General features: G+C 66.7%; 24 protein-coding genes and 2 rRNA genes. 13 read left to right on the top strand and 13 right to left on the bottom strand.

Annotated elements, in window-relative coordinates; genetic code table 11:
• Window positions 1-9 precede the first annotated feature (9 nt).
• From ruvA to WC815_20650, 4 genes are all read right to left on the bottom strand, one after another.
• Window positions 10-603: a Holliday junction branch migration protein RuvA gene (gene ruvA / locus WC815_20665; protein MFA5911194.1), complete on the bottom strand. Its 594-nt coding sequence runs from the start codon at window positions 601-603 to the stop codon at window positions 10-12.
• The gene (gene ruvC / locus WC815_20660) at window positions 600-1,154 is read right to left on the bottom strand and encodes a crossover junction endodeoxyribonuclease RuvC (protein MFA5911193.1); all 555 of its coding nucleotides are present in this window, start codon (window positions 1,152-1,154) and stop codon (window positions 600-602) included. The genes ruvA and ruvC overlap by 4 nt, the downstream gene beginning before the upstream one ends.
• Window positions 1,151-1,900 (bottom strand): YebC/PmpR family DNA-binding transcriptional regulator, encoded by a 750-nt coding sequence (locus WC815_20655; protein MFA5911192.1) that lies wholly within the window; start codon window positions 1,898-1,900, stop codon window positions 1,151-1,153. The genes ruvC and WC815_20655 overlap by 4 nt, the downstream gene beginning before the upstream one ends.
• Window positions 1,901-1,970: 70 nt before the next feature.
• Complete coding sequence (locus tag WC815_20650) at window positions 1,971-2,762, bottom strand: class I SAM-dependent methyltransferase (GenBank protein MFA5911191.1); 792 nt, start codon at window positions 2,760-2,762, stop codon at window positions 1,971-1,973.
• A gap of 50 nt (window positions 2,763-2,812) precedes the next feature.
• On the opposite strand from WC815_20650, the gene WC815_20645 reads away from it, so the two are divergent.
• Genes WC815_20645 through WC815_20635 form a run of 3 tightly spaced genes read left to right on the top strand, consistent with a single transcriptional unit; the run spans window position 2,813 to window position 4,790 of the window.
• Window positions 2,813-3,274, top strand: a complete 462-nt coding sequence (locus WC815_20645; protein MFA5911190.1) for a thioesterase family protein — start codon at window positions 2,813-2,815, stop codon at window positions 3,272-3,274.
• A 9-nt stretch (window positions 3,275-3,283) separates the two neighbouring features.
• Complete coding sequence (locus WC815_20640; protein MFA5911189.1) at window positions 3,284-4,339, top strand: porin; 1,056 nt, start codon at window positions 3,284-3,286, stop codon at window positions 4,337-4,339.
• A 25-nt stretch (window positions 4,340-4,364) separates the two neighbouring features.
• Window positions 4,365-4,790 (top strand): hypothetical protein, encoded by a 426-nt coding sequence (locus WC815_20635; GenBank protein MFA5911188.1) that lies wholly within the window; start codon window positions 4,365-4,367, stop codon window positions 4,788-4,790.
• On the opposite strand, the gene WC815_20630 is transcribed toward WC815_20635, so the two are convergent.
• Window positions 4,759-6,483 carry an HD domain-containing phosphohydrolase gene (locus tag WC815_20630; protein ID MFA5911187.1) on the bottom strand — a complete coding sequence of 575 codons (1,725 nt, stop codon included), beginning with the start codon at window positions 6,481-6,483 and terminating at the stop codon, window positions 4,759-4,761. The genes WC815_20635 and WC815_20630 overlap by 32 nt on opposite strands.
• Before the next feature lie 26 nt (window positions 6,484-6,509).
• Between WC815_20630 and WC815_20625 the strand changes: the two genes are divergently transcribed.
• Window positions 6,510-8,369 (top strand): serine hydrolase domain-containing protein, encoded by a 1,860-nt coding sequence (locus tag WC815_20625; protein ID MFA5911186.1) that lies wholly within the window; start codon window positions 6,510-6,512, stop codon window positions 8,367-8,369.
• Here the strand turns inward: WC815_20625 and WC815_20620 are convergent.
• Together WC815_20620 and WC815_20615 are read right to left on the bottom strand one after the other, a co-directional pair.
• Complete coding sequence (locus WC815_20620; protein ID MFA5911185.1) at window positions 8,366-8,719, bottom strand: hypothetical protein; 354 nt, start codon at window positions 8,717-8,719, stop codon at window positions 8,366-8,368. The two genes, WC815_20625 and WC815_20620, sit on opposite strands and share 4 nt — an antisense overlap.
• 53 nt (window positions 8,720-8,772) lie before the next feature.
• Window positions 8,773-8,985 (bottom strand): hypothetical protein, encoded by a 213-nt coding sequence (locus tag WC815_20615; protein MFA5911184.1) that lies wholly within the window; start codon window positions 8,983-8,985, stop codon window positions 8,773-8,775.
• Window positions 8,986-9,013: 28 nt separating this feature from the next.
• Between WC815_20615 and WC815_20610 the strand changes: the two genes are divergently transcribed.
• From WC815_20610 to WC815_20590, 5 genes are all read left to right on the top strand, one after another.
• Window positions 9,014-9,796: a methyltransferase domain-containing protein gene (locus WC815_20610; protein ID MFA5911183.1), complete on the top strand. Its 783-nt coding sequence runs from the start codon at window positions 9,014-9,016 to the stop codon at window positions 9,794-9,796.
• Window positions 9,793-10,134 carry a cupin domain-containing protein gene (locus WC815_20605; GenBank protein ID MFA5911182.1) on the top strand — a complete coding sequence of 114 codons (342 nt, stop codon included), beginning with the start codon at window positions 9,793-9,795 and terminating at the stop codon, window positions 10,132-10,134. Before WC815_20610 ends, WC815_20605 begins: the two co-directional genes overlap by 4 nt.
• 8 nt (window positions 10,135-10,142) lie before the next feature.
• Window positions 10,143-10,694, top strand: coding sequence for a hypothetical protein (locus WC815_20600; protein ID MFA5911181.1), 552 nt, complete (start codon window positions 10,143-10,145; stop codon window positions 10,692-10,694).
• Between the two features lie 61 nt (window positions 10,695-10,755).
• Window positions 10,756-11,676, top strand: a complete 921-nt coding sequence (locus tag WC815_20595) for a polyphosphate kinase 2 family protein (GenBank protein MFA5911180.1) — start codon at window positions 10,756-10,758, stop codon at window positions 11,674-11,676.
• Window positions 11,673-12,269 (top strand): DNA-3-methyladenine glycosylase I, encoded by a 597-nt coding sequence (locus WC815_20590; protein MFA5911179.1) that lies wholly within the window; start codon window positions 11,673-11,675, stop codon window positions 12,267-12,269. Before WC815_20595 ends, WC815_20590 begins: the two co-directional genes overlap by 4 nt.
• Window positions 12,270-12,272: 3 nt before the next feature.
• Here the strand turns inward: WC815_20590 and WC815_20585 are convergent, their stop codons facing one another.
• Window positions 12,273-13,151 (bottom strand): TraB/GumN family protein, encoded by an 879-nt coding sequence (locus WC815_20585; GenBank protein ID MFA5911178.1) that lies wholly within the window; start codon window positions 13,149-13,151, stop codon window positions 12,273-12,275.
• Window positions 13,152-13,172: 21 nt separating this feature from the next.
• Here WC815_20585 and WC815_20580 point away from each other — a divergent pair, with 21 nt between their 5' ends.
• Entirely contained in the window at window positions 13,173-14,258 is a 1,086-nt protein-coding gene (locus WC815_20580; GenBank protein ID MFA5911177.1) for a tRNA-dihydrouridine synthase family protein, read from the top strand.
• A gap of 121 nt (window positions 14,259-14,379) precedes the next feature.
• Here WC815_20580 and WC815_20575 read toward each other — a convergent pair whose 3' ends face one another.
• Together WC815_20575 and WC815_20570 are read right to left on the bottom strand one after the other, a co-directional pair.
• The gene (locus WC815_20575) at window positions 14,380-15,663 is read right to left on the bottom strand and encodes a S41 family peptidase (protein ID MFA5911176.1); all 1,284 of its coding nucleotides are present in this window, start codon (window positions 15,661-15,663) and stop codon (window positions 14,380-14,382) included.
• A complete protein-coding gene (locus tag WC815_20570; protein ID MFA5911175.1) occupies window positions 15,663-15,965 on the bottom strand; it encodes a hypothetical protein in 303 nt (100 codons plus the stop codon). The genes WC815_20575 and WC815_20570 overlap by 1 nt, the downstream gene beginning before the upstream one ends.
• Window positions 15,966-16,020: 55 nt before the next feature.
• Between WC815_20570 and WC815_20565 the strand changes: the two genes are divergently transcribed.
• From WC815_20565 to WC815_20555, 3 genes are read left to right on the top strand one after another with little or no spacing between them, the layout of a single operon-like run.
• The gene (locus WC815_20565) at window positions 16,021-17,685 is read left to right on the top strand and encodes an amidohydrolase (GenBank protein ID MFA5911174.1); all 1,665 of its coding nucleotides are present in this window, start codon (window positions 16,021-16,023) and stop codon (window positions 17,683-17,685) included.
• A 10-nt stretch (window positions 17,686-17,695) separates the two neighbouring features.
• Window positions 17,696-18,673, top strand: coding sequence for a polysaccharide deacetylase (locus WC815_20560; GenBank protein MFA5911173.1), 978 nt, complete (start codon window positions 17,696-17,698; stop codon window positions 18,671-18,673).
• Between the two features lie 9 nt (window positions 18,674-18,682).
• On the top strand, window positions 18,683-19,645 hold the full coding sequence (locus WC815_20555; protein MFA5911172.1) for an ATP-binding protein: 963 nt from the start codon (window positions 18,683-18,685) through the stop codon (window positions 19,643-19,645).
• Between the two features lie 9 nt (window positions 19,646-19,654).
• Here WC815_20555 and WC815_20550 read toward each other — a convergent pair whose 3' ends face one another.
• The 3 genes from WC815_20550 to WC815_20540 all read right to left on the bottom strand — a co-directional run.
• The gene (locus WC815_20550) at window positions 19,655-22,624 is read right to left on the bottom strand and encodes a two-component regulator propeller domain-containing protein (protein MFA5911171.1); all 2,970 of its coding nucleotides are present in this window, start codon (window positions 22,622-22,624) and stop codon (window positions 19,655-19,657) included.
• A gap of 214 nt (window positions 22,625-22,838) precedes the next feature.
• Window positions 22,839-22,955 (bottom strand): 5S ribosomal RNA (gene rrf / locus WC815_20545).
• Between the two features lie 251 nt (window positions 22,956-23,206).
• A 23S ribosomal RNA gene (locus WC815_20540) occupies window positions 23,207-23,419 on the bottom strand; the annotation flags it as partial.

Raw genomic sequence — 23,419 nt, 5'->3', positions numbered from 1 at the left:
GCGACCACGCTATGCACGTGACAGGTCCTTGAGCGCGGCCCGCAGGACGTCTTCGAAGCGCGGCGCGGTGGCGGTGGACAACAGTGTCTCGATCGTCTTGTCGATCGCCTGCCGATGGTAGCCGAGATTGATCAGCGCCGACACCAGGTCGTCGCGCAGCGCGTCGGCCGGGGCCGGCGCCGCGCCCGCGGCGTCGATGGTCTTCGGCAGCCGATCGCGCAGCTCCACGCACATGCGCTCGGCCGTCTTCTTGCCGACGCCCGGGATCGCGGTGAGGCGCGCCAGGTCGTTGCGGAGGATCGCGCCGGCGAGGTCCCGCGGCTCGATGCCCGACAGCACGGCGAGCGCCAGCTTCGGCCCGATGCCACTCACCGCAATCAGGCGCTCGAACATCGCCAGCTCGAGCGGGGTGGCAAATCCATACAGCGCCAGCTGGTCCTCGCGCACGTGGGTGTGGATGCGCAGCGAGATCTCCGCGCCCGGATCACCGCACGTGTAGAACGTGGACAGCGGCACCAGCACGTCGTAGCCGACGCCGGTCACGTCAACAATCAGGCGGTTCGGGTGCTTCTCGAAGACGCGCCCGCGAAGATGCGCGATCATCGCGCCGCCCGCGCCGCCGGCTGGTAGTGCCGCCAGCTGGTCGCCGCCTTGCCGCCCTTAGCCGGCCTGCCTTTCGGCGTGCCCTTGCCGCCGTGCAGGTGGCAAATCGCCACCGCCAGCGCGTCCGCGGCATCGTGGGGTGTCGGCACCTCGTCGAGACCCAGCAACAACTTCACCATCTGCGCGACTTGCGGCTTCTCGGCGCGGCCGTACCCCACCACCGCGCGCTTGACCTCGGCCGGGGTGTACTCGACGACAGTCACGCCCGCCTCGGTCGCCGCCAGCATGGCGACGCCGCGCGCGTGCCCCAGCTTCAGGGCACTGCGCGCGTTCACGGCATGAAAGATGTTCTCGATGGCCACGCACTCGGGACGGTGCTCGGCGATGAGCGCGCTCAGCTCGCGGTAGATCAGGGACAGCTGCTCGGGAAACGTGGCGGCAACCCCGGCGCGTATGGCGCCGCATGACACCAGCTGGTGGCGCCGGCCATCGCTGTCGACACAGCCATAGCCCGTGCGCTGGGAGCCGGGATCGATGCCAAACACTCTCACGCCAGCGACGCCTCGATCTCCTTCTCCTCGATGTCGAAGTTCGACCACACCTGCTTGACGTCTTCGTGGTCGTCGAGCGCGTCCATCAGCCGGATCATCTGGCTGGCGGGCGTGCCAGTGAGCTTCACGTAGTTCTGCGGCAGCATCGCCACCTGCGCGCTGGCCGGCTCGATGCCCATCCCCTTGACCGCGTCGCGCACGGCTTCGAAGGCCGCCGGGTCGCTCAGCACTTCCCAGCTGTCGCCATCGTCCTGCACGTCATCGGCGCCGGCTTCGAGGGTCACGGTCAGGAGCTTTTCCTCGTCGGCCTTGGTCTTTTCGACGACGATGTGGCCCTTCTTGGTGAACATCCACGCCACCGAGTTGGTGGCGCCGAGGTTGCCGGCGTGCTTCTCGAGCATGTGGCGCAGCTCGCCGACCGTCCGGTTCTTGTTGTCGGTCAACGTTTCGATGATGAGCGCCGACCCGCCGGGGCCATACGCCTCGTACGTGATCTCGTCATAGATGACGCCCGGCAGTTCTCCCGTGCCGCGCTGAATCGCCTTCTTGATGTTGTCGGCCGGCATGTTCACTTCTTTGGCCGCCGCGATGATGCTCCGCAAACGCGGGTTCATGCCGGGATCGCCGCCGCCGCCGCGCGCAGCCACGGTGAGTTCCTTGATCAGGCGCGTGAAAATCTTGCCGCGCTTGGCGTCGGCTGCGCCCTTCTTGTGCTTAATCGTGTGCCACTTGGAATGGCCGGACATGCGGAAACTCCTAAATGCCAGTGGGGGAGAGCCTGGAGGCTAGCCCGTGATACCGGTGGAAACGCGTATTTTACCCCCGCCGGGCCAGGATGATCCAGACTTCGGCGCGAAGGTCCCAGGGGCCTCCCTGGTAGTCCCCCAGCAGCGCCGACACCTCAAGACCCGCTTTTTCGAGCCGGCGCACCATTTGCGGCACCGTCAGGGTCCGGAACGCGAGGGAGAATTTCTTCCGGGACGCGGCCTTGCCGCGGCCCTCGATGAACTCCTGCTCGAAGCGGGTGATGTGCCGGGCCCGGTCCTGCCTGACCGACTCAATCAGGGTAATCGGCTTGCCGTTGGGCCCGCGCTTGCCCCGCATGCTGATCCGCTTCGAGTACTCGTCCCAGGCCGGCAGGTCGGCCACCAGTTCGAGGCCGAACGTCCCTTTCTTCGTCAGGACCCGCGTGACGGCATCAAGGGTCCTGGCCAGGTCCCGTTCCGCGAGGAGCGACTGCAGGATGCCGTACGGCGCCATCACGAGCGGGAAGGTGCGGTCGGGAAATGGCAGGTGCCGGATGTCGCCGCGCACGAGCTGCACCTGCGATTGCAGGCGCGCGCGCTTCACGCGGGTTCGCGCCCGCGCGAGCATCGGCGCCGATCGATCGATGCCGACAATGGTGGCGCCCCCGCGCGCCGCCGGCAGCGCCACGCGCCCGGTGCCGCAGCCCAGCTCGAGCACGGGACCCTTGGCCGCCGACGCCATGCGCGTCCAGAACGCGATGTCGCGCCGGCCCACCGTTTGCGCGTTCTCCCAGTCGTAGAACGGCGCGTAGTCGTCCCAGCCCTCGTAGCCTTCCATCAGAGTGCAGATCTTACTCTGCACTCAGGACTTTGACCGTTTGAAGTTCTGGACTCGCGCCCTATACTTCGGCCATGGCGTCGTTCTTTCAGATTCGCAAGAAAGTGCACTGGTCCGACACCGACGCGGCCGGCGTGGTCTGGTTCCCGAACTTCCTGCGCTGGTTCGAAGACGCGGAAGAAGAGCTGTTCGCGTCGCTCGGGCGATCGCGGCAGTCGCTGCTCGACTCGCACCAGTTCGGCATGCCGCGCGTCGAAGTGCATTCGAAGTTTCGCGCGCCGGCGCGCGCCGGCCAGATCGTCCGCGTCGGCATCAGCACCACGGTCGAGAACCCTCGCCGCCTGCATCACGCATTCGAGATTCGCGACGACCAGTCGGGTCAGCTGCTCGCCGAAGGGTTCGTGCGCGTGGCATGCGTCGATTCCGGCACGTGGTCCGCGCGCGACCTGCCCGAGGATGTGCTGAGGCTCGTGTCGGGCCTGCCGGACCTCGCCGATCGCCAGGCCCGGGGCGCGGTCGAGCTACCATGGACCTAGAGCGAAAACATGCACCGACCCCCAGTCGTCGCGGCGTTTGTCCTCGCCCTGATCGGCCTCGTCGCGCCGCGGCCGGCGGCAGCGCAGTCGCCGCCTGATTCGCCACCGCAAGGCTACACCCTCGGCAGCGGCCTGCGGCTGGGCGACTCCGGCATGCGGCTGGGCGGCTACATCACCATCGACTTCGAAAACCCGTCGAACGAGCGCGCGACGCTCACCTTCGACGACGCGAGCCTGTTCGTGTTCGGCGATATTGGTCCCCGGTTGCGCTTCTTCATGGAGGCGGAGGAAACCCAATTCTGGCAAATCGACAGCGCCGGGCGAGTCGAGGCCACCAACAACAGCGACCTCGAGCGCCTCTACGTTGACTACCTGCACGGCGACGCCTTCAAGGTCAGGGCCGGCAAGTTCCTGACGCCGGTCGGGACCTGGAACGAGATTCACCCTGACCCGCTGACGTGGACGGTCTCGCGCCCGGTCGCCAGCTATGCCACGTTCCCGGCGTTCACCACGGGCGTCCAGGCCTTCGGCACGTGGGCCACCGCCGACCGCGACGTGGACTACAACGTCTTCGTCCAGCACAACGCATCGATCGATCGCAGCACGGGTGATCGACGAACCGAACGGATGGTCGGCGGGCGCGTGCGACTGCGCCAGGGGCGCGTGGAGGTGGGCGTCCCCGCCGTCCGCTATACCGAACGCGACACCGGCGACGTGGTGACGTTCTCGGGAGCCGATCTCGTGGCGCGCACCGGACGGCTGGAACTGCGCGGCGAGGCAACGGCCGGCCGCGTGCGCTCGATCGACGGCGATGCGCGGGCCGAATACGCCGCGTATCTTCAGGGCGTGGTGGCGCTGACCGATCGGCTGTTCGTCGTCGGCCGGCAGGAGCGGGCGCACAGCCGCGACGAGCTCACCTACACGGCCACCAGCGCCGGGTTGCTCTTCCGCCCGCTGCCGGCCATGTCCTTCAAGCTGGAGTTCCAGGGACGTTCCGGCCGGCTCCTCACGACCGACGCCCCGAAAGGCAACCAGCTGCTGGCCAGTTTCGGCGTGCTGTTCTGATGCGGTCCCGGGAACGCTCATGAACGTGTTCGCGTCGGCAGTGCTCATGGCCTTGCTGCGGGGCTGGTGGTTCCAGCCCGCGCCCGCGCCGGACATCGTGCTCGTGAGCCGCAAGGCGCCGGGCGAGGCGGTATCGGAACGGACCGCCGCGCGCGTGTTCCTGAAGGAGCGCCTGTTCTGGAAGGACGGATCCCGAATCGTCCCCGTGAACCTGCCGCCCGACCATGCCGCCCGCCAGGCCTTCAGCCGCGCCGTACTCCGCCGCGAGCGCCGCGAGCTGGTGGCCTATTGGAATGAGCAGCACTTCAAGGGCGTGAACCCGCCGGTGGTGCTCGAATCCGAAGAAGCGGTCAAGGCGTTCGTCCGCCAGGTTGACGGCGCGGTCGGCTACATCCGTCGCGACCAGCTCGACCCGGACCTCATGGTGCTGCTGGTCGTTCAGGGGCCGTAGGGCCGGGCTCGCCGGCGCCGGCGAAGAAATACCGGCGCATCTTTCGCCGCAACTCCTCAACCAGGTCGTCCGTTGACGCGCGCGACACCCGCGCGTAGAGCGCCGGCGCCAGGCCGGCGAACAAGTCGAACAGGTCCGGATCGAAGTGCGTGCCGCGGTCGGCGGCCATGATGCCCATGGCCTCGTCGAACGACAGCGCCTTCTTGTAGGGTCGCTCCGACGTGAGCGCATCGAAGACGTCGGCGATGGCGAAGATCCGGGCGCTCACCGGGATCTGCGCGCCCGAGAGGCCATCGGGGTAGCCGCGGCCGTCCACCCGTTCGTGATGGTGCCGGACAATGTCGAGCGCGTCGCCGAGCCACGCGTAACGGCTGACGATGTCGGTGCCATGCAGCACGTGCGTCTTCATGGTCTCGAACTCGGCCTGGTCGAGACGGCCGGGCTTGAGCAGGATGGCGTCGCTGATGCCGATCTTGCCGACATCGTGGAGAAACGAGCCCTTGACGAGCGCCTGCAGCCGCACGCGATCCAGGCCGGCGGCCTCGGCCATGGCCAGCGCGAGCAGGGTGACGCGATAGTTGTGCACGCTGGTGTCGCTGTCGCGCTTGGCGATGGCGCTGCCCAGCACTTCGAGCATCTCGACGTTGGCTTCAAGCAGCATCGCCACGTGACGGTTGACCTCGTCCACCATGCGGTTGAACGAGGTCGCCATCTGCCCGATCTCGTCGTCGCCCTGCGGCGGGACCTTGTTCGACAGGTCCATGGTCTGGCTAATGATGTTGGCGGCCCGCGAGACATCCTTCAGCGGCCGCACGGCCCGGGCCGCCGCCGCCGCCACCAGCACCACCACCAGGGTGATGCCGGCAATGCCCGCCAACAGGCTGACGCGCTCGACGCGCGTCACCGGCGCGAGCACCACATCACGCTCGGCCGCGCCGATCACCGTCCAGCCGAAGCCGTGAAACTCGCCGCCGCCAAGCTGCCTGGCCGCCGCGACGATGAACGGGCCGGCCTCGCGCACGCCGGCCGGCGTGTGCTCGAGTTCCGGCGCCCAGAAATCGGTGGCCGCGACGACGACGCCGTCCTCATCCACCACCGCGGCGGTCGGAACAGTGCCCGCCAGCACCGTCCGCACCAGGTCCTGGACGTGGTACTCGATCAGCAGGACGCCGATGGCACGTCCCTCGACGGCGCGCGACGTAATCGGCAGCGCAAAGCCGACGACCCGCTGGCCGTCGAATGGCGACACCCGCAACGCCACCGGCACCACTTCTCCGGGCGCCGGAGTCGACAGTGGCCCGGCCAGGGTGCGGCCGATGGCGCCAGGGGCGCTGGCCGCCACGACGACGCCGGACGGCGTGAGGGCGTAGATGTCCCCATCAAGCGCGTAGTCCCGCTTGAGACCTTCGAGGGCCACGGTGATGCGCTTGTCGAGGTCGTCGGCCAGCAGGTCGGTCATCACCTCGAGGCCGGCCCACGCCACGGCATTGCCCCGAAGCGTGACCAGGCGGTTGTCGAGTTTGTCGCGCATCAGCTCGACGCGCGCGTCCAGGCCGCGAACCACTTCGTCGTACAAGGTGTTACGGGCGCTCCGGAACAGCAGCAACGCTGCCAGCACGAACGGCACGAGCGCGGCCACCGCGAAGAGCACCGCGGTCTTGAGGACGAGGCTGCGCTTGAGCTCGACGAACATGGACGATCCTAATCTACACTCTCCGCATGAAATGGCTCCGGTCGGTGGTGATGGCGCTGGGCGCGGGCGCCGTGCTGGCCGCGCAGACGGCGACCGACCCCTGGCCCAGGACGGTGGATGAATTCCGCGCCGCGGTGGAAAGGGTCCTGGCCGACACCGGCGTGCCCGGCGCCGGCCTCGCGCTCGTGCGCCAGTCGGGCGTCGAGTGGGCCGGCGGCGTCGGGCTCGCCGATCGCGAACGCCGCACGCCGGTCACCGCCGACACCCATTTCCGCGCCGGCTCGGTCAGCAAGACCTTCATCGCCCTGGCGCTCGTGCAGTTGTCCGAAGACGGCGACGTGGACCTCGACACCCCCGTCGCGGAGATCGCGTCGGAGGTGCCGATCAACAACCCGTGGGAGGCCGGCGACCCGGTGCGCGTGATTCACCTGCTGCAGCACACCGCCGGGTTCGACGACATGCACTTCAACGAGGTCTACAACCTGCAGGACCCACCGGACCTGCCGCTGCTCGAGGTCTTGCGCCGGAACCCGCGATCGCGCAACGTGCGCTGGCGGCCAGGGACGCACGTGTCGTACTCCAACCCGGGCTTCGCCGTCGCCGGTTACCTGGTCGAGAAGATCACCGGCAAGCCGTACGAAGACTTCGTGGCCGAGCGCACGTTCCAGCCGATCGGCATGACCACGAGCAGCTTTCGACTGACGAAGCAAGACGAGGCGCTGCTGGCGAAGGGCTATCGCGGCCCGGCTGGACCGCCGGTGGCCTACTCGCAGATCTACCTGCGGCCGGCCGGCAACCTTCACACCTCGCCGCTGGAGATGGGCAAGTTCGTCCACGTGCTGCTCAACTGGGGCGAGACGGCGGAGCAACTCGTGATCGACCCGGAGTACCTCAGCAACATGGAGCATCCGCGCAGTTCGCTGGCATCGGAGGCGGGGCTCCGGGTCGGCTACGGCTCGGCCATCGCCGCGTCATCGACCGAGGGCTTTCCGATGCTCGGCCACGGCGGCGGCATCGACGGCTTCTCGTCGCGCTATGCCTACTCGGCCGCGCGTGACGCCGGCTACGTCGTGCTGCTCAACTCGACCCACTCGCCCCAGGCCATGCAACGCATCTCGCGCCTCGCCGTGCGATACCTCAAGGCCGACGTCGAGCCTCCCGCAAGACCACAGGTCACGGTGGCGGCGGAAACGTTGAAGCGGTACGAGGGTTACTACCACGGCGCCAACCCGCGCAATCAGGCCATCGCCTTTCTCGAGTGGCTGCTGAGCGGCGGCACGGTGGCGGCGACGCCGAACGGACTCCGCGTCAACCCGGTGTTCGGACGGCCGGAAGACCTGGTCCCGGTTTCGGAGAACCTGTTCAGGACCGGCGCCGATGCCGAACCGACGCGCGTGTTCACCACCGACGAGTTCGGGACGATGGTGTTGACGGGCGGCTTCGTGTATTCCGAGCGGCGGCCGCGATGGCCGGTGGAGCTGGTGCGCTGGCCGGTGCTCGTCTCGTACGCGCTCGCCCAGACGCCCCTCCTGGTGTTGATCGCGTGGGCCTTTCACGCCAGGCGCGCGCGCCCGTCCGGCTTCTGGTGGTTGAAAGGCGTCCTGTGCCTCGGTGGCGCCGCCTGTCTGCTGCCGGTGATCGGCGTCATGAACGTGAGCGACGTGACGCTCGGCATGCGTAGCGTGTGGACCGGCGCGATGTTCGTCGGCACCGTGTTGCAGCCAACCGCGGCGATGCTGTCGGTGCTCTTCACGGTCGATGCGTGGCGGCGCGGCGCGGGCCCCTGGCTCCGCGCCTACGCCCTCATCGTCTCGCTGTGCGCATGCATCGTGTCGACGTACCTGTCGTACTGGGGCATGATCGCATTCCGCCCATGGGCGTTCTAAGCTCTTCCCACTTGGGGCGCCGGGCCGCGATACTTCATCGTCGCGTAGCCCACGATTAAGCCGACCATCGCTCCGGGCAGGACGATCTCCCACAGATAGGGGCCGCCGATCGTGATCAGGTAGGCCAGGAATCCGCCCACCGCCACGCCCACCGCCACGCCGATCGCCAGCGACTGCGTCCGCTGCGCGACCAGCCCGATGATGGCGCCGGCGATCACACCCTTGAAGGTGGAGCCAATGACGATGCCGACGATGTTCGGGGCTTCCTGTGGCGCCGACAGCAGCGCGCTCAGCCCGTCAAAGACTCCGAGAAAACCGCCCAACAGCATAGCGAACACCGGCTTCTTCATTCCTGCCTCCTGAAAAGACTTTTCAACGCCGCAGAACGAACTCTGTACGTCGATCAGACTGCGGCTGAGATCAACAACACGAACCGCATGATCACGTAGGCCAGCTCCTGCGTCAGGTCCGCCGCATCGTCCAGGCTGAGCGACCACTTCGTGCGCAGGTGCTTGTAGGCGGGCTTCCAGTACGCCTCGATGATCGTGGCCGGCGAATCTCTTCGTCGTGGCTGCGTGTGCGTTCGACAACCGACAGGCGTGGCGGGAAAGGACATCGGCTGTTCGGAAGGCTACACTAGGGGCGTGACGGAGTGGAATGCGGCGTCGTACCACAAGGTGTCCGGGCCTCAGACCAGTTGGGGACAAAAAGTGCTGGCGCGTCTCTCGGTCAGGGGTGACGAACGCGCCATTGATGCCGGCTGCGGCAGCGGCCGGCTGACCGGTGAGCTGATGGAGCGGCTGCCCGATGGCCGTCTCATCGCCATCGACCGGTCGTGGAACATGCTGATGACGGCGCGGGCCAACCTGCGGCCGATCTACGGCCCCCGGGTGTCGTTCGTGCAGGTGTCGCTGCCGGCGCTGCCGTTCGCGAACTGGGCCGACCTGGTGTTCAGCACGGCGACGTTTCACTGGATCAGGGACCACCAGTCGCTGTTCGAGAACATCGGCCTCGCGTTGCGGCCGGGCGGGCACTTGATGGCGCAATGCGGCGGCGGCCCGAACCTGGCGCGCGCACATGCCCTGGCCGAACACCTGATGCACGCCGATCCGTTTGCGCGGTACTTCGGCGACTGGCCCGGCGTGTGGGAGTTTGCCAACGCCGAGACCACGGCCGGGCGGCTGCATCGCGCCGGTTTCGTCGACATCGAGACCAGCCTCGAGGAAGCGCCGACGACATTGGCGACCGAGGCGGACTACCGGGAGTTCGTCACCACTGTGATCTACCACCCACATCTGGAGCGGCTGCCCGACCCGGCGCTCAAGCAGGCGTTCATCGACCGCGTCACCGAACTGTCGGCGCGCGAAGACCCACCGTTCACCCTCGACTATTGGCGCCTCAACATCAACGCGCGAAGGCCGCTGTGACACATCCGTCCGTCATCCGCCCCGCCGAGCATGCCGTCTACTCCGCCGACAAGATGGGTAAGGCGACGATCTTCGAGTCGCCGCGGCTCCTCGTCGGGCTTAACGCGTTCGAGCCCGGGCAGGCCCACGCGCTGCACGCGCATGCCGGGCAAGACAAGGTCTACCACGTGCTCGAAGGCGAGGGGCTCTTCCTGCTCGAGGGCCGGGCGTTGGCGATGACAGCCGGCGACCTGCTCGTCGCGCCCGAGGGCGTGCCGCACGGCGTGCAAAACACGGGCGGCCAGCGGCTGCTGGTGCTGGCCGTGTTGGCGCCGTCGCCCGCCCGGCCGAAGGCGTAACCCGGTCAATGCCTAACCTGGAGGACCAAGCGACGGCAGGCCTCATGCGCTGGGCCAGGCTGGGATTGCTGGTGGCGCTTGCCGGCTGGACGGTGAGCTTCGCGCGAACGCCGCTCAGCGCTGACGCGATGGACTCGTTCCTCCACATGCCGGACCTGGTCTTCCACGAAGCCGGTCATGTGCTCTTCTCGCCTCTCGGCCAGTTCATGACGGTGCTCGGCGGCAGCCTGATGCAGGTCCTGGTTCCGGTGGTTCTCGCCGGCGCGTTCGTCCGCCAGCACCAACCCTTCTCCGCCACCGTATGCGCCTGGTGGGCCGGGCAGAATCTCGTCGATCTCTCGCCCTACATGGCCGACGCGCGCGCGCTGCGGCTCGTGCTGCTCGGCGGCCGGACCGGCGCGGAGGTCGAGGGCCACGACTGGGAGTTCATCCTCACCCAGCTCGGCGCCCTGCACCTCGACCGGACGCTTGGCCTGTGGGCCCATTACACGGGCGTCCTCCTCATGACGGCGTCGCTCGTGGTTGGGGCCCGGTATGCGTGGAGATCCCAAAATCGCTGATCTGTGCCATCTGCGTCATCTGCGGCCCCATGAACATCTGCGCTGCGGTACCATCGACCCTGTGAAGGCCCCGACATTCGCCGATATCTCGGCACGCTACCGCATCACCAACGGCGCGCGGTTCCGCCTCAACGACATCGACCCCGGCGACCCGTGGGGCGCGTCGCTCAAGGACTCCGCAACCGGCCTGATCTCCGACGGCATCGCCCGCCTGGCCGACCTGCAGGAGCGGCTCTACGCGCAAGACAAGTGGTCGATCCTGCTCATCTTCCAGGCCATGGACGCGGCCGGGAAAGACGGCACCATCAAGCACGTGATGTCGGGCGTCAACCCGCAAGGGTGCGAGGTCCACTCCTTCAAGGCGCCGTCGAGCGAAGAGCTGGACCACGACTTCCTGTGGCGGACCTCGCTCGCGTTGCCGCGCCGCGGCCACATCGGCATCTTCAACCGCTCGTACTACGAAGAAACGCTGGTGGTGCGCGTGCACCAGAACATCCTGGCCCGGCAACAACTGCCCGCGTCGCTGGTGACCAAGGACATCTGGCGCGAGCGCTTCGAAGACATCAATGCCCACGAGCGCTACCTCTCGCGGCAGGGCGTCGTGATTCGCAAGTTCTTCCTCCACGTCTCGAAGGAGGAACAGCGGCGGCGCTTCGTCAAGCGCCTCGACGAGGCCGACAAGCACTGGAAGTTCTCGATTGCCGACGTCGGCGAGCGCGCGCACTTCGCCGAGTACATGCAGGCCTACGAAGACACCATTCGCCACACCTCCACCGAGTGGGCGCCGTGGCACGTGATCCCCTCGGACCGCAAGTGGTTCACTCGCCTCGCCGTGGCGGCCGTGATCGTGGACACCATCGAGACGCTCAACCCGGAGTTCCCCGTGCCTGACGCCAAGGCCAGGGCCGAGCTCAAGAAGGTCAAGACCGCGCTCGAAGCCGAGGTGATGGCGGCCAGGGCGAAGCGGGCCCGGAAGAAATGAAGCGGTGTTCCTGGCCGGGCGAGGATCCACTCTACGTCCGCTATCACGACGAGGAATGGGGACGCCCGGTCACCGACGACACCCGGTTGTTCGAGAAGATCTGCCTGGAGGGCTTCCAGGCCGGCTTGAGCTGGATCACCATCCTCCGCAAGCGCGAGAACTTCCGGAAGGCGTTCGCCGGATTCGACCCGGCAAGGGTGGCGCGCTTCGCCGCCAGGGATGTCCAGCGGCTGCTGAAAGACGAAGGCATCATCCGCCACCGGGGCAAGATCGAATCCACGATCAACAACGCGAAGCAGGCCCTCGAGCTGATCGACGAGAAGGGCTCGCTCGCGGCCTACTTCTGGTCGTGGGAACCCGCGGCGGGCGAGCGCCCAGTAGAGGTCACGCGCGACACGCTCCTCGCGATGACCACGACGGCCCAATCAGTAGCGATGTCGAAGGACCTGAAGAAGCGGGGATGGTCGTTCGTGGGGCCGACGACAAGTTATGCCTTCATGCAGGCGATGGGCCTGGTGAACGACCACATTCACGACTGCGGCGTACGGACGGCGGTCGAGAAGGCCCGCGCGAAGTTGAAGCGCCCGCGTTGACGCCTACTGTTGCGTGACTTGGTAGCCCTTCCTGGCAAGAAGCGTCGGCAGGCCATCCGGACCCACGAGATGGGCGGCGCCAACCACGATGAAGCAGCCGGCGTTCTGCTGCAGGCAGGCATCGACGTGGGAGATCCAGTTGCGATTACGCTCCACCAGGATGCGGTCGTAGAGCTCGCGCGAGTCTTCAAACGACACCAGCAGCGACTTCTCCAGCGCCTTCACGTCGCCGGACACCCACTGCTGCGCGAGCTCCTTGACGTTGCCGACTTGGGTGTCGATGTCCTTCATGGTCGAGATCAGCAGCTCTTCCTGCAACTTGGGAGACAGCGCGTCGAACCGATCGAGCTGGTAGGCCAGCGTTTCCAGCGCCTGGTGCTTCATGCCAGACGCCTTGGCGCGATCGAAGAAGTGCTTATCGATGCCCAGCTCCGCCGTGAAGCCGGCCGCCTGCAGGGTGGGGCCCATCAGGGTGACCGCCACCAGCCACGGCTTCATGCGCAGCAGCGCCGGCATCGGCAATCCCGATTTCCCGGCGCGAAGCGACACCTCCGCGAACGTGGCAGGCGCCACGATCTGATCGAGCGTCTGTCCGGTCAGCATCGCCTTGGCGAGCGCGCTCATCATCTGCGCCGGATCGCTCAACTCGTCGAAGTCCACTTCTTCGACCAGCGTCGTCGAGGCCGCGAAGGCGGCGTTGATCTCGGCACTGAGGGGATAGAACTCCGGCGTGAGCACGTGCAGTGAGCCGAGCAGGTACGTTACCGACGTGCCGGCGCCTTCGACTTTCCACAGGAACTGCCGCTTGCCGTCCTGCGCCGAGGCCGGCCCGCTGAGCAGGACCAGCGCCACCAGGGCTGCCAGGATTCGTCGTGGAGACATGCCAAAGGCTAACATGCTGGGATGGACCTTCGCGAAGTGCTGACCGGGGCGGTGGTGATGGCGCCCATGACCAAAGGGTCCAACCTGCCGTATCGACGGCTCTGCGTCGAGTTGGGCGCGCGGATCACGATCAGCGAGATGACGGTCGCGCGCCGCCTCAAGCAGCGCAAGAAGGGCGAATTCGCGCTGATTCGCAAGTTCGAGGGCGAGCCGTTCTTCGGCGTGCAGCTCGCCGGCACCAACCCGGAGGAGATGGGATGGGCGGCAGCGCTGGTCGAATCACGCGGTGTCGACCTCGTTGATCTCAACTGCGGCTGCCCCATCGATCACTTCACCCACAAGGGCATCGGCGCCGCGCTCGGGCGGCAGCCGGCGCGCATCCGCCGCATTGTCGAGGCCATGAAGAAGGCCGTCACCCGCGTCCCGGTGACCGTCAAGCTGCGGCTGGGATGGAACGACGAGATGCGCAACGTGCTGGACCAGGCCCGGGCCGCGGTGGACGGCGGCGCGGATGCGATCTTCGTGCACGGCCGCACGCGCAACGCGCGGTACCGGTTCGCCGCCGACTGGGATGCCATCGGCACCGTCGTCGCCGCCGTGCCGGTGCCGGTCGTGGGCAACGGCGACATTCTCTTTCCGCACGACATCGCCGAGGCGCGCGCGCGATCGGGCTGCGCGGGAGTGATGAGCGCGCGCGGAGTGCTGATCAAGCCGTGGCTGTTTCGCGAAGCCACCGAGGGCTACCTCGATCTGTCGGGAGAGGAGCGGATGGCGATCTACCGCCGGTATGTCACCCTCGCCAAGGAGCACTGGGGAGCGGATGCGTTCGGCCTCGAGCGCGTGACGCAATTCGTCCGCTGGCACACCGATTTCTGGTCCCGCTACGTGCGGCAGCGGCCCGATGGCACGTTCCCCGGCCTGCAGACCCGCGAGCAGGATCTGAACTTGCGGACGCCGCTCGAAGCGTTCCTGGCCCGCCCCGATGGCGCGGCGCACGACTACCTGACGGACTGCCTCGTGCACGACCGGGAAGTGGACGTGGCTGGCGCGCCCCCGCCCGCACCAGCGGAGTCGCGCGACCGCGAACTGGTCGAGACTGAGGGTTAACAAGAGATCAGGAGCTTGGAAGAAGTTGTTGTTAAGACAATTTCTTCTGATCTTCTGACCTCTTGTAAAGCTCTTTCAGGATCTTGGGCCAATCCCCGTCGATACCCGGGGAGTTCAGGAACTACTGAGCGTTGAGGAGCGACGCCCACCCGGTTAATCGCGGCGGTGGCGCGGCAGCGCGCATGGCGCGGGCGGCGCCTTCGGCCCTGGCGCTGCAGCTGCCGGTGCGAATGTAGGTCAGGGCCTCGGCCAGCGAGCCCTCGGCCGGGTCCCCGAGTTGGTGGGACGCGTCATCCGGCGCGGCGCACGTCGGCGCGATGCCGTCGAAGTAATCACCTTCGTTGTTCGCGTTGCGCAGCGTGAACGAAACTGCGGCGAGCACCTTGTCGCAGAAGGTCAGGCCGTACTGGCCCACCGGCTTGCCGTAGGTGGTGTCGCCGATTACCGTCACCGGAATGAACGGGCGGAGCGCGTTGATCACCAACTCGCTTGCGGAGGCGGAGGCGCGGGTGGTGATGGCGACCAGCCGCTGCAGGTTCAGCGCCTGAGCGGGGTCCTCGAACCGGGTGGTCTTGTTGAGCACCGCCGCCCGGTCGCTGTGCGTGTAGGTCATCATCACCTGGCCGTTGGTGCGCGACCCGCCGATCAGGCTGGCCAGGTGCGTGGCGACGTCAACAAGGCCGCCGCCGTTGTAGCGCAGGTCGAGCACGAGTTCGGTGGCGCCCGCCGCGCGCAGCGCGGCAAACGCGTCATCGAGCGCGGCCACAGAGGGGCGCACGAAGTTCCGGAAGAACAGGTAGCCGACCTTCCGCCCGTCCACGTCCAGCACCCGCGTCAGCGACACGGTCGGAATGGTGACGAGGCGCTTGGTCATCCGCGCCTGGCGCTGCTCGCCGGCGGTGTTGACAAACACGATCTCGGACGTGACCCCGATCTCACTCGCGCCAAACGCCGACCCGATGGTGCCGGCCGCGATCAGCGACGCGACGCTCTGCCCGTTGACGTGCGTAATGCGATCGCCGCGCGACAGCCCGGCCTCGAGTGCCGGACTCGCGTCGTAGACCTGCAGCACGCGCATCTCGGTGCCGCTTACCTGGTTGCCGAAGCCAAAGCCGATGAACTGGCTGTCGCTGTAGAACGCATCATTGGCGGCGGCCGACTGGATGTAGCTGTAGGAGTTGTCGATCGGCCGGTGACGAACGGCCTCGAGATACGCCTCCGGCGACGAGAAGCTCGCCGGGTTGACGGCAGTGGAAGAGGGCAGGAACTGGTACCAGTAGTAGTACGTGTTCAGCGCGTCGCGAACATACAGGTTCTGCGACGTCACCGAGCAGTTGCTGGGCGCGGTCTGCGCTGCGGCCGTCAAAGGACACAGCAGGGCGATAGTGAGCGCCAGAGAGGTCATTACCCGCCGCATTGATTGCCTGATTCCCCTATTGTGCAATGTTTGAGCCGTCGTCCGCCAGCGGCGGAAGTGTCACGGTGAGGCGGCCTTCCGCCCTCGAGACGGACCTCGATCTGCAGTGGATTATCGGTTGAAAGCTCGTCGTGCTTCACTGCATTTTCGAGCAATTCCGGCAACACGACGGGCGGAAGTTGCCATCGGCGGGCAGCCTGCGCATCCACGTGCACATCCAGGCGCAGGCCGTCGGCGTAGCGGATGGTCACCAGCGCGAAAAACTGATCGAGCAACTCCAGCTCGCCCACAAGCCAAACCAGCCGCTTGGGTCCGCTCCTGAGTCGAACGGGGTATTCTTCGGACGTGATCCGAGGCGTCCTGACCGTTGTCGTCATCTTGCTGTTCGCGCCGCTTTCGGGCGCGCAACTGCCGCAACCTCCGGTGCCCACCGTGGTGCTCTACAACGGCAAGGTGATCACCGTGGACGCGGCCTTCTCGATCGCGGAGGCCGTGGCCATCGCGGGAGAGCGGGTGATGGCGGTTGGGACGAGCGCGCAAATGCGCGCGATCGCCGCGCCATCCACGCGCATGGTGGACCTGCGGGGGCAGGCCCTGATGCCCGGCCTGATGGACAACCACCTGCATGGCGCCGGTGGCGGCCCCGGCGTGGACCTGTCGCGGGCCCGGTCCATCGCCGACGTGACCAACGCTATCGCGTTGCGTGTGACATCAGCGGCGCCGGGCGAGGTGCTTGTTTCCAACAGCGACTGGCACGAGGCGCAGCTCAGGGAGCAGCGCTTGCCGCTGCGCGACGATCTCGACCGCATCGCGCCGGCGAATCCGGTGATCCTCGTTCGCGGCGGGCACGAGTACATCCTCAACTCCGCCGCGCTGACGCGATCGGGCATCGACATCACGACGCCGGAGCCAGCCGGAGGCCGCATCACGCGCTACCCCGACGGACGCCTGAACGGCGAGCTCGTGGACACGGCGAAGGCGCTGGTCACCATGCCGCGGCCGCCGCTGCGCACCCCGAACGATCAGCTCGCGGACCGCGTCGCGGAGTACAGGAAGCTCAACGCCGTCGGGCTCACCACGGTCCGCCACCCCGGCATTTCGGTGGCCGACTATCGGATGCTCGAGGAGATCCAGAAGCGCGGCCTGCTCACCATGCGCGTCAACGCCCTGCTCAGGCCGGCGATCGGACCGGCCGGCGCCGAACCGCTGATTTCCGGCATCGACCCCACCGACGGCGACGAGTGGCTGCGCGTCGGCGGCGTCAAGCTCGCCGTGGACGGCGGCTTCGAAGGCGGCCTCATGCGCGAGCCGTACCAAGAGCCGTGGGGTGAGAACAAGGCGTTCCGCGGCCTCCAGACCATCGATACCGAGCGCTTCATCGCCGCCGTCATGTCGCTCAATCGCAGCGACTGGCGCGTGGCCACACATGCCGTCGGCGATGCCGCCATCGACCTGGTGCTGAACGCGTATGAGAAGGCCAACGCCGAACACTCGATCGCGGGCAGGCGATGGTCGATCGAGCACGCGTTCATCGGCCGAGCCGACCACCTGCCGCGGATGAAGGCGATGGGCCTGGCCATCTCCGCGCAGAGCCACCTCTATCTCGCCGGCCCAAGCCTCGTGAAGTACTGGGGCGCGGCACGGGCCGGCCTCACCACGCCCGTCAGGATGTACCTCGAGGCGGGCCTGCCGGTGTCGTCGGGCACCGACGCGCCGGTGGTGCCCTATCCGCCGCTGTGGACGATCTACCACTTCGTGACGCGAGACACGATTACCGGCGGCGTGCTGGGCACCGATCAGCGCATCAGCCGCGAGCAGGCGATAAGGCTGGCCACGATCAACAACGCGTGGCTGACGATGGAAGAGCAGGACAAGGGATCGATCGAGCCGGGCAAGCTCGCCGACTTCGTGGTGCTCAACGAAGATCCGCTGACCTGTCCGGAACCACGGCTCCGCGACGCCCAGGTCACGATGACCATCGTCGGCGGCAAGACCGTGTTCGAAAGATAGGGTGATGATCATGCGCAGACTTCTCGCCACGTCGATTCTGGCCATCTCGGCCGCATGCGCACAGCCGCCGACGCCGGCGGCCACCGAAGCGCGCCCGGATCCCCTGCCCGGCACCAGGCTGTCGGTGGAGCAGCTCAAGAGCCAGATGTTCCACGTCAGCGCCGGCAAGCGGCTGAAAGGCGCGTGGCCCAATGGCGCGCGCGTGGCCGTGGGCCTGTCGTTCGATGTGGACAACGCCTCGGCGACCCTCTCGACCGGCAACCTGGACTACGAGATCCTCTCGCGCGGCGAGTACGGCGCCGTGGACGGCCTCCCGCGCATCCTGCGGATGCTCGATCGCCAGCAGGTGCCGGCGTCGTTCTTCATCCCGGCCGCCAGCGCCATGCTGCATCCCAAAATGATCTCCGACATCCAGTCGGCGAAGTCGCAGCACGAAATCGGTGTTCATGGGTGGATTCACGAGCGATTGCCGCTGCTGAACAACGAGAGGGAGGAACAGCGCCTGCTCGACCTGTCGATCGAGACGCTGACGAAGATGACCGGCAAGCGCCCTGTCGGCTACCGCGCGCCCTCGTGGAAGTTCAGCGGCTGGACCATGGGCCAGGTGAAGGCCGCCGGGTTCCTCTACGACAGCAGCCTGATGGCCAGCGACGACGCGTATGAACTGCTGCTGGATGGCGCGCCCACCGGCGTGGTGGAGTTGCCGATTGAGCGCATCCTGGACGACGCGCCGTACTTCGGCAGTAATGCCGACGGTTCGAATCCCTCCGTCGGCGACGTCTACGAGGTGTTCCAGTCGGAGTTCGACGTCGCCTATGAGGAAGGCGGGCTGTTCCTGCTGACCATGCATCCGCACATGACCGGTCACCGGTCTCGGACCGCAATGCTGGAGAAACTCGTCCAATACATCAAGGGCAGGCCCGGGGTGTGGTTCGCCACACACGAGCAGATCGCCCGGCATGTGAAGCCGCTGATTGCGGCGAAGTGAGGCACGGCCATGATTGCTGACGAAGCGGCCAGGCTCAAGGCGCTGCACGCCTACCACCTGCTCGACACCGATCCCGAGCAGGTGTTCGACGACCTGACGCTGCTGGCGTCACAGGTCTGCGGCACGCCGATCGCACTGATCACCCTGGTTGACGAGAACCGGCAATGGTTCAAGTCCAAGGTTGGCATCGACATCCAGGAGACGGCGCGCAATATTTCGTTCTGCGCGCATGCCATTCAGCAGCCGGGACTGTTCGTCGTCCCAGACACGCTGACCGACGGGCGCTTCCGCGACAACCCCATGGTGGTCAACGACCCGCATATCCGCTTCTATGCGGGCGCGTCGTTGCTCACCCGTGATGGCGATCCGCTCGGCACCATCTGCGTGATCGACAGCATGCCGCGGACGCTGACCGACGGCCAGCGCGCCGCCCTCCTTGCGCTGCGCCGCCAGGCGGAGACGCAACTCGAGCTGCGGCGAAAGCTCGACGAGCTGCGCGTCGCCATCGACGGCCTCGAGAAGCTGGGCGGGCTGCTCCCCTACTGCTCCACCTGCGCGCTCAACATCACCATCCCCGCCGATCCGGCGGCCATGACCACCGTGAGCGACGGCGTCACCGAGCTCCTCACCAGCAAGGGCTGGCCGGAAGACGATGTCATGAAGGTGGAGCTGGCGCTGCAGGAAGGGCTGGCCAACGCCATCCGCCACGGCTGCAAGGGCGATCCGACCAAGAGCGTGCAGTGTTCGGTGACCTTCGACGTCGGCGGCGAGGTGGTCATCGTCATTCGCGATCCAGGCCCCGGCTTCAACGTCTCGGCCGTGCCCAATCCGCTGGAAGGCGACAACGTGCTCAAGCCGAGCGGCCGCGGCGTGTTCCTGATCAATCAGCTGATGGACACGGTGGAATTCTCGGACGGGGGGCGGCGGGTGCTAATGCGAAAGCGGATAGAGAAAGACGAACCGGCGAAGTAACCCGGCGCGTTAGGTCTGCTGGTGCACCTCGGTGCGGTTGCGGCCCCGCTCTTTCGCCAGGTAGAGCGCGCGGTCGGCGGCCGCGATCAAGTCGGACGGCGACACGTCTCCGTCCAGTCGATTGAACGCCACACCGATGCTCACGGTCACGACCGGTGCCACGGGAGACGCCGGGTGCGGCAGCGCCAGGTCCTGGACCCGAATCCGCAACAGTTCGGCTTGGCGCGTCACGCTGTCTGGGGCATCGCCCGGAATAATCACCGCCAGCTCCTCGCCCCCGTACCTGGCCACCAGTTCGCCGGCCCGGCGGCTGGCCGAGGCAATGGCCTGCGACACCGCGCGGAGGCAGGCGTCGCCCGCCTGGTGTCCAAGATGGTCGTTGTAGGCCTTGAAGACGTCGATGTCGATCAGCAACAGCGATAGCGGTGAGTGCACGCGGCTGGCGCGCCGGCATTCCTCCGCAAGCGCGGAGTCGAAGGCGCGCCGGTTCATGAGCCCGGTGAGGCCGTCTTCGCGGGCCAGCTGCGCCAGGAGCCCGTTGGCCGCCTCCAGCGCCGCCGTGCGCTCGGCGACCAGGCGCTCGAGGGCGGCCTTCTGCGCCGTCAGCCGCCGCAAGCGGAAGCGATAGAACAGCGGGCCGGCCAGTAGGAACAGCAACACCACCGCGCCTCGGAACCAGATCGTCTCCTGGAGCCGCGGCGCCACCGAGACCGCCAGCGTCGCGCCGGTGTCGTTCCACACGCCGTCGTTGTTGGCCGCAATCACGTGAAAGCTGTACTGCCCCGGCGGCAGCTTCGAGTAATACGCCGTTCGTCGGCCCTCCGTCTCCACCCAGTCATCCTCGAGCCCTTCCAGGCGGTAGCGAAAGCGCACGGCGGCCGGCGCCGTGAAGCTGAGGGCGGTGAAGTGGACCTCGAGCGTCTGCGCGTCAGACGGCAGCCGCAGGTCGTCCGAGGACCTGGACCGGCGGCCGTCGATCAGGATTTCTTCGATCACCACCGGCGGTGGAACGGTGTTGGTGGTCAGATGCGCCGGATCAACCGAGACCGCGCCCTCGATGGTCGGGAACCACACCAGGCCCGCGCGCGTGATCGTGCCGGCGTTGGCGCCGCCATTGCACTCGGCGTTCCGCATGCCGTCGGCGGTTCCGTAGACGATCGGCGTGAGCAACGGCCGGCTGCCATCGGCCACCTCGTCGAGCTCGCGCTTGACCACGCGGGAGATGCCCTTGTTGCCGCTCATCCACACATTACCGAGGCCGTCTTCGATAATCCGGTGAACCACGTTGTCGAAGAGGCCGTGCCTTTCGCTGACGACGGAGAACCGGCCGGCCTTGAGCCGGGTCAGGCCGCCACCGTAGGTCCCGATCCAGAGTGCGCCGGCGGCGTCCTCGTGCAATGCGAACACGAGGTCGTCGGACAGTCCGTCCTTCGACGTGAAGGCCGTGAACTGGCCGTCTTGGTAGCGGTTGAGACCGCCCCCCCGCGTGCCGATCCAGAGGTTGGCGTCGCGATCCTCGAAGATCACGTTGACGGTGTTGTGCGACAGGCCTTCCTTGGTCGTGAACGACGTGAAGCGGCCGTCCTTGTAGCGGTTCAGCCCTCCGGCATACGTGCCGATCCACAGGGTGCCCTGCCGGTCTTCGTGCAGCGCGAGCACGCTGTCGTTCGACATCCCCATTTCGGCGTGGAAGACTTCGAAGCGGCCGTTGCGCAACCTCGTCAGGCCGTTGTCGGTTCCAATCCAGAGGCTGCCCTCGTGGTCCTCGAGGATCGCGAACACCGTGTCGTTGGACAGGCCGTTTTTCGTCGTGAACGACGTCACCTGCCCGTCGCGCACGCGGTTAAGGCCGCCGCCCTCCGTGCCGATCCACAGCGTGCCGGCGCGATCTTCGTAGACGGCGCGGACGTAGTCGTGCGACAGCCCTTCGCGTTTCGTGAACGGCGTGAAGCGTCCGTCCTTGAGCCGGTTGAGCCCGCCGAGGTTGGTGCCAATCCACAGGCTGCCCTCGCGGTCTTCCAGCATCGAAAGAATTGAGTCGTTCGACAGGCCCAGCGTTGACGTAAACGAAGTCAGCGCGCCATCGCGCCAGCGATTGATGCCGCCACCGTCGGTGCCGATCCAGACGCTGCCTTCTCGATCCTCGACCAGCGACACGATCACGTTGTGTGACAGGCCATCGGCCTTGGTCAGCACCGTGAATTGGCCGTCGCGATAGCGGTTGAGGCCGAGGTCGGTGCCAATCCAGAGCGTGCCAGCGCGATCGCGAAGGAGCGAACGGACGCTGGTGCGCGAGAGGCCTTGTGCCGGACCGAACGAGCGCAACGTGCCATCCCGCTGCAGGTGGGCCAGACCGGCGTCGGTCGCAATCCACAAACCGCCATCGTCCTCGAGGATGTCGCGAATGCTGAGACCGAGCGCGTCGCGCGACCGCTCGGTGACAAATCGCTGGGGAACGCCCATTTCGGGATTGGCGCTGCCGCCTTCCTCCGCCCGCGCGAGGCCGCCGCCGTCGGTGCCGATCCAGAGCCGGCCCTGCCGATCTTCGAAAATTGTCGCGATCAGGTCGCTGGGCAGGCCGTCCGAGGTTGAGAATCTCGTGAAACTACCGCGGTCCATCCGCACGAGTCCGCCGCCCCATGTGCCGATCCACAGGCGGCCCTGCCGGTCCGCGAGCAGGCTGAGAATCTGGTCCTGCGTAATTTCCGGCGTGGTTTGCGAGCTGAACACCGTGAAGCGGACGCCATCGAAGCGAATAAGTCCCGCGCGGGTGCCGAGCCACAGGTATCCGTCGGATGTCTGCGCGATGGCGGTGATGGTGTTCTGCGGGAGGCCGTCTTTCGTCTGCCAGATTTCGTGCAGGTATTGCGTAATGGCCTTGGCGGGATCAAGGGCAAGCGCGGGACGTGGCGCGAGCAGCAGGATGCAGATGATGCAGCCGCGCAGGAACGGGCGCGCGCTGGCAGGAACGGCGGACACTGCCCTGCATTCTAGAGCGCGGGGCACTCAAAGATGAAGGCCAAGATCCCTCGCACGCGGGACTCGTCACCTGTGGCCCGGGGAGTGGGCGCGGTCGTCGTTGTTTGGGGTCCGGAATGAGTTCAGCGCGGAGGCGACTTTGTTCCTGTTTGGCTGGAGTTAGGGTACAAAGAAAAAGGCCCGAGTCTTTTGGACTCGGGCCTTTGTGATTAATCCCCGGCAGCGACCTACTCTCCCACCCACCTGCGCGGGCAGTACCATCGGCGGTAGCAGGCTTAACTTCCGTGTTCGGAATGGGAACGGGTGTGACCCTGCTCCTATGGCCACCGGGAAACTTGGTGCCTGGGATTCGCCTCGACGGTCGCGGCATGCGAGCCGCGGCACAGCGTCGAACCGATCGTCCCAGAGCATATTGTGACTTGACGTCTCAATCGTTCGATCGCTACCTAGAATTTCTAAGCAATTCGACCAATCGAAACATCAAGCTGCCCGCCGAAGCCGCGTTAGCGGCGAAGGCGGGCTGAATACTCTGCAATCGATAGCTTTTATGACCACACATTCACAATCAAGCGAAGTGAATAAATGGTCAAGCCTCACGGCTGATTAGTATCGGTTAGCTGAACGTATCGCTACGCTTCCACACCCGACCTATCGACCAAGTGGTCTACTTGGAGCCTTTAGGGACTTGCGTCCAGGGAAATCTCATCTTGAGGTGGGTTTCACGCTTAGATGCATTCAGCGTTTCTCCCTTCCGGACTTAGCTACCCAACGATGCCACTGGCGTGACAATTGGTA

Source organism: Vicinamibacterales bacterium (assembly GCA_041659285.1).
Lineage (GTDB): Bacteria > Acidobacteriota > Vicinamibacteria > Vicinamibacterales > UBA2999 > 12-FULL-67-14b.
Note: the sequence above shows the minus strand (reverse complement) of the source record. Positions and strands in the feature narration are given on the sequence as shown.

Excerpts from the sequence above, each read along its gene's own strand:
- WC815_20575 (MFA5911176.1), bottom strand. The coding sequence starts at position 15,663 with ATGACCTCTCTGGCGCTCACTATCGCCCTGCTGTGTCCTTTGACGGCC.
- WC815_20580 (MFA5911177.1), top strand. The coding sequence starts at position 13,173 with ATGGACCTTCGCGAAGTGCTGACCGGGGCGGTGGTGATGGCGCCCATG.
- WC815_20645 (MFA5911190.1), top strand. The coding sequence starts at position 2,813 with ATGGCGTCGTTCTTTCAGATTCGCAAGAAAGTGCACTGGTCCGACACC.
- WC815_20615 (MFA5911184.1), bottom strand. The coding sequence starts at position 8,985 with ATGTCCTTTCCCGCCACGCCTGTCGGTTGTCGAACGCACACGCAGCCA.
- WC815_20555 (MFA5911172.1), top strand. The coding sequence starts at position 18,683 with ATGATTGCTGACGAAGCGGCCAGGCTCAAGGCGCTGCACGCCTACCAC.
- WC815_20625 (MFA5911186.1), top strand. The coding sequence starts at position 6,510 with ATGAAATGGCTCCGGTCGGTGGTGATGGCGCTGGGCGCGGGCGCCGTG.
- WC815_20640 (MFA5911189.1), top strand. The coding sequence starts at position 3,284 with ATGCACCGACCCCCAGTCGTCGCGGCGTTTGTCCTCGCCCTGATCGGC.
- WC815_20630 (MFA5911187.1), bottom strand. The coding sequence starts at position 6,483 with ATGTTCGTCGAGCTCAAGCGCAGCCTCGTCCTCAAGACCGCGGTGCTC.
- WC815_20620 (MFA5911185.1), bottom strand. The coding sequence starts at position 8,719 with ATGAAGAAGCCGGTGTTCGCTATGCTGTTGGGCGGTTTTCTCGGAGTC.
- WC815_20560 (MFA5911173.1), top strand. The coding sequence starts at position 17,696 with ATGCGCAGACTTCTCGCCACGTCGATTCTGGCCATCTCGGCCGCATGC.
- WC815_20585 (MFA5911178.1), bottom strand. The coding sequence starts at position 13,151 with ATGTCTCCACGACGAATCCTGGCAGCCCTGGTGGCGCTGGTCCTGCTC.
- ruvA (MFA5911194.1), bottom strand. The coding sequence starts at position 603 with ATGATCGCGCATCTTCGCGGGCGCGTCTTCGAGAAGCACCCGAACCGC.
- WC815_20600 (MFA5911181.1), top strand. The coding sequence starts at position 10,143 with ATGCCTAACCTGGAGGACCAAGCGACGGCAGGCCTCATGCGCTGGGCC.
- WC815_20590 (MFA5911179.1), top strand. The coding sequence starts at position 11,673 with ATGAAGCGGTGTTCCTGGCCGGGCGAGGATCCACTCTACGTCCGCTAT.
- WC815_20655 (MFA5911192.1), bottom strand. The coding sequence starts at position 1,900 with ATGTCCGGCCATTCCAAGTGGCACACGATTAAGCACAAGAAGGGCGCA.